Origin of the sequence: uncultured Mobiluncus sp., from assembly GCF_947254095.1 — a bacterium.
In the GTDB taxonomy this organism is placed as follows: Bacteria; Actinomycetota; Actinomycetes; order Actinomycetales; family Actinomycetaceae; genus Mobiluncus.
On sequence record NZ_CAMYBV010000001.1, the window covers coordinates 106891 to 120404 of the forward strand.

Here is a 13514-nt window from a genome sequence, read left to right on the forward strand (position 1 = left end):
TTCTTTGTGGACGTGAATTGGTCAACGACCAACCCTAGAGAGCATTCTATACAGTATTGCTTCACGAAATTAGGGATTTAAGGGATTCTAAATTTTCTCCAAAGGCGGCTTGCAGTGCGCCCGGCTCAGGACCGCGGCGCAAAATCCCGCGAGAACTCGACACAATAATCCGATCTGCGGCTTTCCCAAAGACTTTGGCAACACTTTCAGCGTTTCCACCCTGAGCGCCAAAACCGGGTACCAGCAGCGGCGCATTGGCGGCATCCAGCAGAGATCCTAAACCGCTCATGCGCTCCCCCACGGTGGCTCCGACGACCAACCCCACATGACCCCAGTACCCCGCTTGTGCCGCCTCATGATTTTCCGCACCCGCACGTTGCATAATCTCCGCGGCCAGGGACTTCACAGGGGTCTCACCGTCGTCCATAATCATCGCCGACTGAATCGAGGCGGACTCCGGGTTGGAAGTCAACGCCAAAACGAACGTCCCTTTGCCGTTCTGTTTCGCCAGGTCCAGTGCGGGACGCAGCGACTCGAATCCCAAGAACGGACTCAGCGTCATCGCGTCAGCCTCTAGCGGACCTTCTGATAGATACGCCCTCGCGTAGGCGCTCATGGTGGAACCGATGTCGCCGCGCTTGACATCGACAATGCTGAGCGCTCCAACATCGTGAATTGCCCGCAAGGTCGCAGTGAGAGCGGAAATCCCGGACGAGCCATATTCCTCGAACAAAGCCGATTGAGGTTTAAAGAATCCGCACAAATCGCCCAGCGCGTCGAGCACCCGCATGGAAAAATCCCACACTCCCGCCCCGCTGCGCGGTAACCCCCAAGCCTCCAGTAACTCCGGGTGAGGATCAATCCCCACGCACAAGGGTCCCTGGTTCGCTATGGTTTCCTGGCAACGTTTCCCGAACTGTTCAACCGAATCAGCTTCTGGCGCAGCGCTCATGACTTCCCTTTCTCAAGTGACCTCAGGAACCCGCTCGGAGCTACAAAACCCGAGCCTCCTGAAAAGCCATTTTATGCCTTACCGGGCGTGCGGGTACCGGACTTCTCCATCTCAATTTGACGTTCCTGCAAAGACCGCACCGTAAAGTTCTGTCCCTGACTTAAGAAATCCATCACCTGCACGGCTACCTGTAGGGTCCGCATGGTCGTGATGATGACTTTGTTGGCGGTGGCAGCTGCGGTACGAATCCGGTATCCCGCTTCGCGAGTGCCCTTGCCACGTTCCGGAGTGTTGACGACCATGCCAACTTCCTCGGATTTCACAAAAGAGCTGAAGGCTGTGTCGGCTGACCCGTCGGTGAGCTGCCGATCCTTTTCCACCCGGGTAACCGGAATCCCGTTGCGCTCCAGGACCGATGCCGTCCCCTCGGTAGCCACCAGCTTGTAGCCCAGCTGGTGCAATCGCGAACACGGCAAAATAATGTGGCGTTTATCACGGTCAGATACTGTCACCACGATAGTCGTGCCCGGTTTGGGCAATGACCCGACCGTTGCCAGCTCCGACTTGGCATAGGCCATCGGCAGATTCACACCCAATCCCATTGCCTCGCCCGTCGAGCGCATTTCCGGTCCCAGAATTGTATCGACCATCGTGCCGCTAAAGGTGCGGAAACGCTTGAACGGAAGGACGACTTCCTTGACGGCAATGTCGGGATAGTTACTCCATTGGGCAAAGTCCACACAGGGCAGCATCCCGCACTCACGCAACTGGGCGATGGTGGTGCCGGTCATGACTTTGGCGGCCGCCTTCGCCAGGGGAACTCCGGTCGCTTTCGCCACGAACGGAACGGTGCGCGACGCTCTGGGGTTTGCTTCGATAATGTTGAGCACTCCCGCCGCCAACGCGAACTGAATGTTGATGAGCCCGACAGTGCCCACGCCTTGAGCAATGGACTCGGTCGCGGCGCGTATCTGGTTAATTATCGTGCCCGAGAGAGTGGCGGGAGGCAGCACGCAAGCCGAGTCTCCGGAGTGGATGCCCGCCTCTTCGATATGTTCCATCACGCCAGCCAGGTACAGCTCGTGACCGTCATAGAGCGCATCCACATCGATTTCGATGGCATCGTCCATGAAATGGTCAATGAGCAGCGGTCCGGCGCCAACTCCGGCCGAGTCCGGCCCCAATCGACGCAGGTAATCCTCAAAATGGTCGGCGTTGAAGATGATTTCCATGCCGCGTCCCCCCAGCACATAGGAGGGGCGCGCCAGCAGGGGGAACCCAATCTCGGCGGCGATGTCTCGCGCTCCGGCGTTAGTGGAGGCGGTGCCGTGAGCGGGGGCGGCCACCCCGGCAGCGGTATAGACCCGTTCAAACTCTTGCCGGTCTTCGGCCAGGTCAATCGCACGCGCCTGGGTGCCTAAAATCGGCACTCCGGCATCGGTGAGGCGCCGCGCCAGGGACAGCGGGGTTTGGCCCCCTAGCTGGACAATCATGCCAGCCACCGGACCGCAAGCCAGCTCTGCCCGGTACACCTCATAGACGTCTTCAAAGGTCACGGGTTCAAAGTACAGCCGGGAGGCGATGTCATAATCGGTCGACACGGTCTCAGGGTTGCAGTTGACCATGATCGTGTCGTAGTCATCTTTCAGCGTCAGGGCGGCGTGCACGCAAGAGTAGTCGAATTCGATACCCTGCCCGATACGGTTCGGCCCGGAACCTAAAATAATGACCGCCGGTTTCTCGCGCGGCTGTACCTCGGTGCTGAGGTCGTAGGAGGAATAATGATAAGGCGTGTTGGCACCGAATTCGCCGGCGCAGGTGTCGACTTTCTTGTACACCGGGTGCAGGCCAAAGGCATCGCGCACTTCCCGCACGGTGTCCTCTGAAATGCCCCTAATCTGGGCGATTTGCAGGTCTGAGAATCCGTGACGTTTCGCTTCGCGCAGCAGCTGGGGCTGCAAAGCGGGAGCTTCCCGCAGGCGCTTGGCCACCTCACAGAGGATAAACAGCTGGTCGATAAACCACGGATCTATTTTGGTTGCGGCATAGATGTCGGCAGCCGATGCTCCCCCGCGCATTGCCTGCACCACTTGGGTTAAGCGTCGCTCCGTGGGGGTAGCCATTTGTTCCAGCAGCTGCGCGGTTTGTTCCGGACTGGGAGCGGGCTGGGCGAAGTCAAAGCTGGACCCGCGCTTGTCCAAGGAACGCAACGCCTTTTGCAGAGCCTCGGTAAAGTTTCTGCCGATGGCCATCGCTTCGCCCACCGACTTCATGGTGGTGGTCAGTGTCGGGTCAGCCGCGGGGAACTTTTCAAAAGCAAACCGCGGCGCTTTCACCACCACATAATCCAAGGTGGGCTCGAAGGACGCTGGGGTGGACAGCGTGATGTCGTTGGGAATCTCGTCCAAGGTGTAACCCACTGCCAGCCGAGCGGCGATTTTTGCAATCGGGAACCCTGTTGCTTTTGACGCCAAAGCCGAAGAACGCGACACCCGCGGGTTCATTTCAATGACGATAATCCGACCGGTCTGGGGGTGGACGGCGAACTGAATGTTGCACCCGCCCGTGTCCACACCGACCTCGCGAATGACGGCAATCCCGATATCGCGCAAACGTTGCATTTCCCGATCAGTCAAAGTCATGGCGGGTGCCACCGTGATGGAATCCCCCGTATGCACCCCAACCGGATCGAGGTTCTCGATAGAACACACAACCACGACGTTATCGGCGCGGTCCCGCATCAGTTCAAGCTCGTATTCTTTCCATCCAATGATGGCTTCTTCCAACAGAACTTCGTTCGTCAGCGAGTCAGACAGGCCGGCCAAGGCAATCCGCTCCAAATCCTGTTGATTATAGGCAATCCCGGAGCCCAGGCCCCCCATGGTAAACGACGGGCGCACCACGACGGGAAAACCGAGCTGCGCGACCGCCGCGTTGACCTCCTCTAGGGAATGGGCAATGAAAGACCGCGCCACTTCCGCGCCGCAGCGTTCCACGACTTTCTTAAATTCTTCCCGGTCCTCGCCCGCGTTGATGGCCGCGGCGTTGGCGCCAATGAGTTCGACCTGGTATTTGTCTAAAATCCCGGCTTCGCTCAAGTTAATCGCCGCGTTCAAGGCCGTTTGTCCGCCCAAGGTGGGCAGCAGCGCGTCGGGGCGTTCCTTGGCGATAATCGATTCCAAAAACTCGGTGGTAATCGGTTCGATGTAGGTGCAGTCGGCAACCTCCGGGTCGGTCATAATCGTGGCGGGGTTGGAGTTGACCAGGATGACTTTCAAACCTTCGTTACGCAGCACTCGACAGGCTTGCGTACCCGAATAGTCGAACTCGGCCGCTTGACCGATGACAATCGGCCCAGAGCCGATGACCATAACAGAATGTAAATCTTGACGCAGCGGCATCAGGCCTCCGCCTTCCCGGTTGGTTTTTCACAGCGATGTTGCAACATCATCTGTAAAAAGTCGTTGAACAGGTGTGACGCGTCGTGGGGGCCGGCGGCAGCTTCGGGGTGATACTGCACGGAAAAGGCCGGTATGTCCAAACATCTCAGGCCTTCCACGACATTGTCGTTCAGTCCGATGTGGGTAACTTCCGCCCGACCGTATTTCCCGTTGCAAAAGGGCGTTACCGAGACTTCTCCCAGCGGCATATCTACCGCGAAACCGTGGTTGTGGGCAGTGATTTCGACTTTGCCGGTGCGTCGATCCAATACCGGTTGGTTCACTCCCCGGTGACCGTAAACGAGCTTGTAAGTTCCGTAGCCTAGGGCGCGTCCCAGCAGCTGATTGCCGAAACAGATTCCGAAATACGGCAGTCCCGCGTCCAGTACCTCGCGTAGCAGCTCGATTTCGTGGGTGGCGGCGCTGGGGTCGCCGGGCCCGTTTGAGAAAAATACCCCGTCGGGGTTGATGGACTGCAGGTCTTTCAAGGTCGAGTCCGCGGGAAACACGTGAACTTCCACGCCCAGGGAAGCCAAAATTTCCGGGGTGCGGGACTTGACCCCCAAGTCCAATGCCGCTAACACCGCCCGTGGGCTCCCACCGGTGAATTCGCCGGTGGGAGCAATCACGTAGGGGGTTTTGGTAGAGACTTCGGCGCTGAGCGCCGCCCCCGCCATACGCGGGGAGTCTTGAATAATGGAGCGCAAAGCCGCTACCGCGTGGGGTTCCAGATTTTCGGCGCCAACCGGCAGGGCGTCCCCCGAAAAAATGCCTCCCCGCAAGGCACCGGCTTGACGAATATGCAAAGTCAAAGCCCGCGTATCCACATCGCTAATCCCCACGATGCCGTGACGCACCAGCTCCTCTTCCAGGTCGCTTTCGGCACGCCAGTTTGAGGCTCGGCGGGCCGGATCGCGCACCACATAACCCGCCACCCAAATCTGGTTAGATTCCGGGTCGGTCGTGTTCATGCCGGTGTTACCGATGTGTGGCGCGGTCATGACCAAGATTTGCCGATGATAGGAAGGATCCGTGAGAGATTCTTGATAGCCGGTCATTCCAGTGGAAAACACGACTTCACCCAAGGTTCGCCCGCTGGCTCCGAAGGCCTTGCCCGCTAAGGCAAAACCGTCCTCCAGAACCAGCACCGCGTCCGCCCGATCCATCGGGAGCGCGGGATGGGCAAAATCTTGCGGATTATTGCTTTGACTGAGCATTTCCGTCATGGTTAGGTTCTCAGCGCTGATCGACCGGGATAGCCGTGGCGTCCCTAATCGTGAACTCGCCCTTCCACATGGTGTACCGCGCCTGACCGGGCAGTTCCATGCCCAGGTAGGGGGTATTCGTAGACAGGGAATGCTGCGTGTCCAGGTCAATAGTGCGGCGCGTGGATGGATCCCACAAGGTCAGGTTCGCCGGTTTGCCGGTGACGATGCCCTGGCCCTGTTCCTTGACCCGCCCGATGTGGGCCGGCGCGGTGGACATGACTCGTGCCACGTCCTCCCACGTGAACTTGCCGGAATCGACCATGACTTTCTGAACCACCGGCAGAGCGGTTTCCAAACCAATCATGCCGAAAGCCCCGGCTTGCCACTCGCAGTCTTTTTCCTCCAAAGGATGGGGCGCGTGGTCGGTGCCGATACAGTCAATAGTGCCGTCCATCAGGCCGGCCACCACGGCTTCGGTGTCCGCAGCAGTACGCAGCGGCGGGTTGACCTTGTAGCGCGGGTCGTAGGTCTTGGCCATGTCTTCGGTCAGCAAGATGTGGTGCGGGGTGGCTTCGGCAGTCACGGCAATGCCGCGGCTCTTGGCCCATCGCACAATGTCTACCGAGCCCGCGGTGGACACGTGACAGATATGTACGCGTGAACCCACGTGGGAAGCCAACTGAATATCGCGCAAGATGATGGCTTCCTCTGCCACCGCCGGCCATCCGGTCATCCCCATTTCAGCCGACAACGGAGACTCATTCATCTGCGCGCCTTCCGTCAGGCGCGGGTCTTGAGCGTGCTGAGCGACCACCCCGTCGAAGGTCTTTACGTATTCCAGAGCACGGCGCATCAATACCGGGTCGGAAACGCATTTTCCGTCGTCAGAAAACACCGTGACGTGCGCGTCCGAACGGTTCATGGACCCCAAGTCGGCCAGATGTTCACCTTGCAGACCGGCGGAAACGGCACCGACCGGGCACACTTGTACCCAGCCCGCGAGGTTCCCCAAGTGCACGACCTGCTCGACGATACCGGCGTTGTCCTGGACGGGAGTGGTGTTGGCCATCGCGTGAACACAGGTATAACCGCCGTAAGCCGCTGAAAGCGTGCCGGAAGCAACCGTTTCCGCGTCCTCACCGCCGGGTTCGCGCAGGTGAGTGTGCATATCAACCAGGCCCGGCAAAGCCACCAAGCCGTTGCCATCGATGGTCGTGGCACCGGCAGAAACAGCATCCGCCGCATTCGCGCCTACACCCGCAAAAATGCCGTCCTTGACAGCAATGTCAGCCCCCTGACCGTTCGGCAGGGTTACGTTCTTAATCAAATATTCCTTCACAGCAGGCCTCCTTCCGGCGCGAGCAAAAGGTAGAGGGCAGCCATCCGGACACTCACGCCGTTTCCAACTTGTTCAACAATGACAGACTTTGCGGAATCTGCGGCTTGGGCGCAGATTTCCATACCGCGGTTCATCGGACCGGGGTGCATGATTACCGTGTGTTCGGGCAGGTTAGTGAAACGGGTGTTGTTCAAACCGTAAGCCCGGTGATATTCGACCACAGACGGGAAGTAACCCCCGCCGGCGGAGCTCATGCGCTCGCGCTGCACCCGCAGCATCATCACCGCATCAGGATTGGTAGCCAAGGCCACATCCAAGTCGTAGGACACGTCGCACTTCCAGTTTTCTACCCCAACCGGCATCAGGGTGGGCGGACCGACCAGGGTCACGTGGGCTCCCAAAGTCGACATCAAGTCCACGTTGGAGCGAGCGACACGAGAGTGCAGGATGTCTCCCACGATGACTACGTGGGCGCCATCGAGGTCTTTACCTGCGAGGTCGCCGCCGCTCAAACCGAGGTAGTGCCGGCGCAGTGTCATCGCGTCGAGCAAAGCCTGGGTGGGGTGTTGATGTTCGCCGTCACCAGCGTTGAGGACGGGCACGTCAGACCAGCCTGCGTTAGCCAAACGGTAGGCCGCCCCGGAGGAGGAATGGCGGATAACAATGCCGTCAACGCGCATGGCCTGCAGGGTCAAGGCCGTATCTTTCAGGGATTCGCCTTTCGCAACCGAGGAACCTTTCGCAGAAAAATTGATGACGTCCGCGCTGAGGCGCTTGGCCGCGGTTTCAAAAGAAATCCGCGTCCGGGTGGAGTTCTCAAAAAAGAGGTTGACCACGGTTTTGCCGCGCAAGGTCGGCAGCTTTTTCACCTTTTGAGCCTGGGTCATCGCCATGGCTTCGGCAGTATCCAAAATTTTCAGGACATCTTCGTGGCTCAAATCAGCCGCAGAGAGCAAATGTCGCATGATTTTTATTCCTTCCCGTCTGCAATAATCACGGCATCTTCGCCGTCACTGTCTTGAAGTTTTACGAGTACCTGTTCCACCCGTGAAGTGGGCAGATTCTTTCCGATGTAGTCAGCGCGAATCGGAAGTTCGCGGTGACCGCGGTCCACCAGCACGGCTAGCTGCACTTGGGCAGGGCGGCCGTGATCGTTCAACGCATCGAGCGCAGCCCGAATCGTGCGTCCGGAATAGAGCACATCGTCGACGAGGATGACCGTTTTACCGTCAATGCCGGTTTGGGGCATCACGGTGGGTTTCGGTACGCGTATTGGTTGACGGGAAAGATCATCGCGGTACAGGGTGATGTCCAGGGTGCCAACCGGGACGTCTGTATCGGGATTATTTTCCTTTAAAAAATTCCCCAACCGATTGGCTAGCTCAACGCCACGGGTGGGGATTCCTAACAGAACGACATCTTCAAGACCCTGGTTTTTCTCCATAATCTCGAAGGCCAGTCGTTTCAGCGAACGGGCAATGTCAGCACTGCCCAACACTGTTTTTTCCATATTTTTCCTTTCTGCCTCACGGGGCAAAATTAAAGGTTTTATAGCGACTCCATAGTACACGTTTTTTTCTTTACCTCCGAATCCCCCGCCCGTGCCGGCGCAAATCGGGTCGGGAATGCTGGAACTCTCGGGAAAAAAGCAGAAACACGCGAAATTTTCAACACCGAGCGTTTTCAGGCTAAACTCCTGGCAAAATCGCCGATAATAAAGACATGGACGAAAAACGCGAGCTGTTAATGCAGCTTCTATTCGGCAACGAGGACACGCCGGGGCTGAGCCAAGAGGTCACGCAACCCGACAACTCGCCAGAGGCCGCTGCTCGTTTCCAAAAGTGGGTCAAGGCACAACAGAAAGCCAAAACCATCAACGAAACTCTGGACAACTCGGAAAAATCCGCAGATATCCTGCGCGAAATGATGAATCGAGATTAACTGCAGACTCTATTCCAGGGTGTCTAAATCAATCTGTTCCAAAACGCCGCCCGCTGCGGCCGTTTTTGCTGCGGTATCAAAGCTCTGCGGTACCGAAGACTCCAGTTTGGCAATCGCCTCGCCGCTCAAAGTTTGGTCGGACTCGGTTTTGCTCAACGCATCTTTCATATCGTTGATGGCTCCCAACAGACCGTTGATAAACTTCGGCGACTCGTCAGTAGAACGTTCCTCCGCGATTTGCATAGCGGCAGTGATGGCTACGGCTCCTTCCACATCGGGATTGAACAAAATCTCCCAAGCCGCGACCCGCATGATAGCCAGGTCCACCTCTGGCATCCGCTGCAGCGGCCACGCTTTTGAATATGTCGCCAAAGCCGCATCAATCCGCTCTAAATGCTCGGCCACACCCTCCAAAATTTCGACAGCATAGGCCGGCAGCGGGGTCTGCGCGGTAGTCTCGTCCTGACGTAGTTGCGCCAGAGAAAATATACCCTCGGGAGTGTCCCAGCCTCGCACATGCGCCTCATAAAGCACATCAACGGCCCGAACCCGCTCCCGCGTGCGCCGCGGCAATTTATGTCCCACTGTCTCGTCCCCCTCGCAAAATGCGTAACGCGAGCCGGAAGCCTGCGCCCCGACTCGCGTCCACTGCAGTATTAATCGGTAACCCGCGAGATGTATTCGCCGGTGCGGGTATCGACCTTCACCTTGTCGCCGATATTCAGGAACAGCGGCACTTGAATATCCCAACCCGTCTCGAGGGTGGCCGGCTTGGTGCCCGCATTGGAGCGGTCACCCTGCAAGCCCGGTTCCGTGTGCGAAATCTCTAAGACGACCGAGGCCGGCAGTTCGATGAACAAAACGTTGCCTTCGTTGAAAGCCAAGATGCATTTCTGGTTTTCCAGCAGGAAGTGCGCGGCATCCCCGACGATTTCGGGAGTCACGTTGACCATTTCAAAGGTCTTTTCGTCCATGAACACGTAGTCGGTGCCGTCGTTGTAAGAGTAGGTCATGTCGCGGCGGTCCACAGTAGCGGTTTCAATCTTTAGTCCCGCGTTAAAGGTCCGGTCAACGATTTTGCCCGAAAGGATGTTTTTTATCTTGGTGCGCACGAAAGCCGGCCCCTTGCCGGGCTTCACATGTTGGAATTCGACAACCTGCCACAACTGGTTGTCAATCTTCATCACCAAGCCGTTTTTCAAATCATTAGTCGTTGCCACGTTTCATCCTTCACAGTCTTAACAGTTAGCAAATCAGCTCAAACAGTCTACCGAAAAAGCGGGCCGTTGGCTAACTGCAGCCGTTTTCAGCGATAACTTTCAACAGCCGTTGCGCCAGTTCTGTGAAAGTCCCTTCGGCTCGAACCGTGTGGTCGGCGTGCGCTATCAAATCCTCCCGACGGTTTTGGGCCAGGCGGCGATAGGTCGCGCGCCAAGGCAGGCCGTTAGGGTCACTGAGTTTCTCCGGGTTTACGGCCTGCCACGACTGTTCCCAGGGTAAATCAAGGAAAACTACCGGATTCCCGTCCTGTCGAAAGTCCTCGACCAGGGCGGATGAACCGGTCTCGAGCACGTCAGAGGGCAACACAAAAATGGCGGGAGCACAACTCGGCGACCAGGTATCGAGGCCTGAACCGGAAGCCACGGGCAGACCAACGTCCGGTGAAATCGTCTGCGCCAACTGGCTCAGACGGGCTCCCGGCAGGGACACTAAAGCCAACGAACAGTGCAGTTTCACTGGGGAATTCCAGTCATTTGGGCAGCTTTAGCCAGAGCCGCAGAATCGGCGACGGGAACAACCACGGGTTTGCCCCAATCTTCCAGCAGGACGAACCGCAGCTGCCCGCCGCGAACTTTTTTATCGCTAAACATGATGGGTAACAGTTCCGCGAAAGTGTGGGTGGTATAGGTAGTGGGCAAGCCGACTGCTTCCAGTTGGTCACGCAGGCGCACGGCCAGATTTTCTGGCCCCCGCCCCAGCACTGCGGCCAGGTTTGCCGCAAACACCATCCCGATAGAAACCGCTAAACCGTGCGGGAAACGGTAGTTCTCTACCCGTTCTATGGCGTGTGCCAAAGTATGTCCGTAGTTCAAGTATTCCCGCTGGCCCGACTCATACAAATCGGCTGAAACCACGTCGGATTTCACCGTGACGGCCCGGCGAATAATGTCTCGAAGCGAGGAGGAATCCGGGTCCAGCAGTGCCGACGCGTGATCCCGGGCAATGTCCAAAATCTGTTGGTCGCGGATAAACCCGCACTTCAGAGCCTCTGCCAGCCCCTCTCGCAGGTGGTCTGGCGAAAGGGTTCGCAAAGTCGTGAAATCCACCGCCACCCCGATAGGAGGATAAAACGCCCCGACCAAGTTTTTCCCGGTGCTCCAGTCAATGCCGGTCTTGCCTCCGATAGCAGCGTCAACCATCGCCAGCAAAGTCGTCGGCACCGTGATGAGGTCAATGCCACGCAACCAGGTCGCCGCTGCGAAACCTCCCAGGTCAGTGGTGGCTCCCCCGCCGAGAGCCACAATCGCATCGCGGCGTTCCAGACCCGCGCTGGCGGCCGCCTCCCACACTTCGGAAAGCACCGGGAGCTGCTTCGCACCTTCTCCGTCAGGCAGCACTTTCACCGTGGTTTGTTTACCCAATGAATCCAAGTGCTGCGCCAAACTGTTCGCCGCCGGGGCTACCGCTGGCGCGCTGAGCAGCAAGACTTTTTTCGTGTGCGCCTTCATCAAGGCCGCGACCTGTGCGTTTAGGTCTTCACCAAAGCTCACGGCGTAGGGCTGGCCGGGGGTGGACACCCAGATACAGTCACCCTGGCGTTCTTCATAAGTAATGATTTCCCCAGCCAATTCGCTGCGTTTACACTGCGCATCGATAATGACCGTGGCGGTGCTTTCATAGATGTCTTTTCGCTCCCGATACAGCTCATGCATCCGTTCTCGCAGGTCTCCCGCCAACAGGGGACGAACTTGGGCGTCCTTTTTTTGGCCGGAGCGTTCGGAGCGTTGAATCTGGCGATTCACCAGGAAGTCCGGGTCCGCTTTCAGGTAGTAAACGGTGTGTTCGCTCAGTAGCTCGCGGGTCGGGGCGTAGGTCGGGGCGCCGCCTCCCAGGGAAACAATCCGGGCTGAGCCCCGCAGCGCGTCGCGAACCACCGTGTATTCGAGGGCGCGAAAGCCCTGTTCTCCGAGTTCTTTAAAGATCCAGGGGATGGATTGACCGAAACGCTGCTGAATTTCCAGGTCGGTATCAATCCAGGTGGTGTGCAAAATTTGAGCCAGAATCCCGGCAGTTTTCGATTTGCCCGAAGTGGGCAATCCCATCAGAACGATTTTGCGCGTCATCAGAAAGTCGTCCTTTGCGTCACTTCATCGAGGTAGGCGCGCAAATTTCGCGAACATTCCGCCACCGAGTCCCCGCCTGTTTTTTCCAGTAGAGCGTCAGCCAACACCAGTGCTACCTCGGCTTGGGCGATGACGGCAGCCGGCACTACCGCGGTCGTATCCGAACGCTGGTGCAGCCCGGTCGCCACGCTACCATCAGCCAAATCCAGGGTCGGCAGGGCGTGGGGAACGGTAGAGATAGGTTTCACAGCGGCGGAAACCACAATCGGATTGCCGTTAGACATCCCACCTTCGATGCCGCCCGCCAGGTTAGTAGGTCGCGTTACCGTTCCCAAGCCCGTGTTTGCGTCGGCTGGCTGGTCACCGCGGTACAGAGGGTCGTGGGCTTGACTGCCCGGCAGGGAGGCTTGCAGGAAAGCCGCGCCGATCTCCACCCCTTTTACGGCTTGAATAGAGACGAGGGCGGCGGCCAGACGCGCGTCCAGTCGGCGGGCTCGGCTCACGTGAGACCCTAAACCGATAGGCACCCCGTAGGCGATGACCTGGACTACTCCCCCTAAGGTATCGCCCGTGTGTTGCGCGTGGTCGATAGCCTGCACCATCTGTTCCGCCGTATGCGCATCCAGGCAACGTACCGGGTCATTGTCAAGATAATCCGCATCTTCCGGCTGCGGCATCGGCGCGTCCAGAGGAACCGAAACTGAACCGACGGAGGTCACATGAGACACTAAACGAATCCCCGCGACCTGATCCAACAACGCTTGTGCAAAAGCCCCCAGCGCCACTCTGGCGGCCGTTTCCCGAGCGGAGGAACGTTCCAACACGTTACGGGCATCGGTGAATCCGTACTTCATCATGCCGGCAAAGTCGGCGTGTCCCGGCCGCGGTTTCGTAAGCTGAAGATTTCGCGCCACTTCGCGCTCGTCGCCACGACCCGCGTCTCGCAGCAGCGCCTGACAAGGTACCGGGTCAGGGCTCATGACCGTCTGCCACTTAGGCCATTCTGTGTTTTTAATCTCGACAGCAATCGGGGAACCCAGCGTTTTGCCGTGGCGCAGCCCCGAAAGGATGGTCACTGCGTCTTGCTCGAAGTTTTGACGTGTTCCCCGGCCGTAGCCTTTTCGCCGCTGGGCCAGGGTTTGGGTCAGGGTATCGGTGGTGATTTCGATCCCTGCCGGCAGTCCACTGAGTACGGCTATCAGGGCGGCGCCGTGTGATTCCCCGGCAGTGACACAATCCAACATGAGCTCATCTTGCCACATTTCGCCACACATCCCGAACCGGGTTACT

General features: G+C 58.2%; 12 protein-coding genes. 1 reads left to right on the forward strand and 11 read right to left on the reverse strand.

Going from position 1 to position 13514, the window contains the following annotated elements:
- Window positions 1-61: 61 nt before the first annotated feature.
- From pyrF to pyrR, 6 genes are all read right to left on the reverse strand, one after another.
- Complete coding sequence (gene pyrF / locus Q0X47_RS00465) at window positions 62-952, reverse strand: orotidine-5'-phosphate decarboxylase (RefSeq protein WP_297721413.1); 891 nt, start codon at window positions 950-952, stop codon at window positions 62-64.
- A gap of 71 nt (window positions 953-1023) precedes the next feature.
- Window positions 1024-4353: a carbamoyl-phosphate synthase large subunit gene (gene carB, locus Q0X47_RS00470; protein ID WP_297721415.1), complete on the reverse strand. Its 3330-nt coding sequence runs from the start codon at window positions 4351-4353 to the stop codon at window positions 1024-1026.
- A complete protein-coding gene (carA, locus tag Q0X47_RS00475; protein WP_297721556.1) occupies window positions 4353-5558 on the reverse strand; it encodes a glutamine-hydrolyzing carbamoyl-phosphate synthase small subunit in 1206 nt (401 codons plus the stop codon). Before carA ends, carB begins: the two co-directional genes overlap by 1 nt.
- Before the next feature lie 70 nt (window positions 5559-5628).
- On the reverse strand, window positions 5629-6939 hold the full coding sequence (locus tag Q0X47_RS00480; protein WP_297721418.1) for a dihydroorotase: 1311 nt from the start codon (window positions 6937-6939) through the stop codon (window positions 5629-5631).
- Window positions 6936-7904, reverse strand: coding sequence for an aspartate carbamoyltransferase catalytic subunit (locus Q0X47_RS00485; protein WP_297721421.1), 969 nt, complete (start codon window positions 7902-7904; stop codon window positions 6936-6938). Before Q0X47_RS00485 ends, Q0X47_RS00480 begins: the two co-directional genes overlap by 4 nt.
- A gap of 5 nt (window positions 7905-7909) precedes the next feature.
- Complete coding sequence (gene pyrR / locus Q0X47_RS00490; RefSeq protein ID WP_297721424.1) at window positions 7910-8476, reverse strand: bifunctional pyr operon transcriptional regulator/uracil phosphoribosyltransferase PyrR; 567 nt, start codon at window positions 8474-8476, stop codon at window positions 7910-7912.
- A gap of 185 nt (window positions 8477-8661) precedes the next feature.
- Between pyrR and Q0X47_RS00495 the strand changes: the two genes are divergently transcribed.
- Complete coding sequence (locus Q0X47_RS00495; RefSeq protein WP_297721427.1) at window positions 8662-8880, forward strand: hypothetical protein; 219 nt, start codon at window positions 8662-8664, stop codon at window positions 8878-8880.
- A 9-nt stretch (window positions 8881-8889) separates the two neighbouring features.
- On the opposite strand, the gene nusB is transcribed toward Q0X47_RS00495, so the two are convergent.
- From nusB to aroC, 5 genes are all read right to left on the reverse strand, one after another.
- Window positions 8890-9465, reverse strand: coding sequence for a transcription antitermination factor NusB (nusB, locus tag Q0X47_RS00500; protein WP_297721430.1), 576 nt, complete (start codon window positions 9463-9465; stop codon window positions 8890-8892).
- A gap of 71 nt (window positions 9466-9536) precedes the next feature.
- Complete coding sequence (gene efp / locus Q0X47_RS00505; protein WP_297721433.1) at window positions 9537-10100, reverse strand: elongation factor P; 564 nt, start codon at window positions 10098-10100, stop codon at window positions 9537-9539.
- A gap of 70 nt (window positions 10101-10170) precedes the next feature.
- Window positions 10171-10617 (reverse strand): hypothetical protein, encoded by a 447-nt coding sequence (locus tag Q0X47_RS00510; protein WP_297721436.1) that lies wholly within the window; start codon window positions 10615-10617, stop codon window positions 10171-10173.
- The gene (gene aroB / locus Q0X47_RS00515; RefSeq protein ID WP_297721439.1) at window positions 10614-12224 is read right to left on the reverse strand and encodes a 3-dehydroquinate synthase; all 1611 of its coding nucleotides are present in this window, start codon (window positions 12222-12224) and stop codon (window positions 10614-10616) included. Before aroB ends, Q0X47_RS00510 begins: the two co-directional genes overlap by 4 nt.
- Complete coding sequence (gene aroC / locus Q0X47_RS00520) at window positions 12224-13498, reverse strand: chorismate synthase (RefSeq protein ID WP_297721441.1); 1275 nt, start codon at window positions 13496-13498, stop codon at window positions 12224-12226. Before aroC ends, aroB begins: the two co-directional genes overlap by 1 nt.
- Between the last annotated feature and the right edge of the window lie 16 nt (window positions 13499-13514).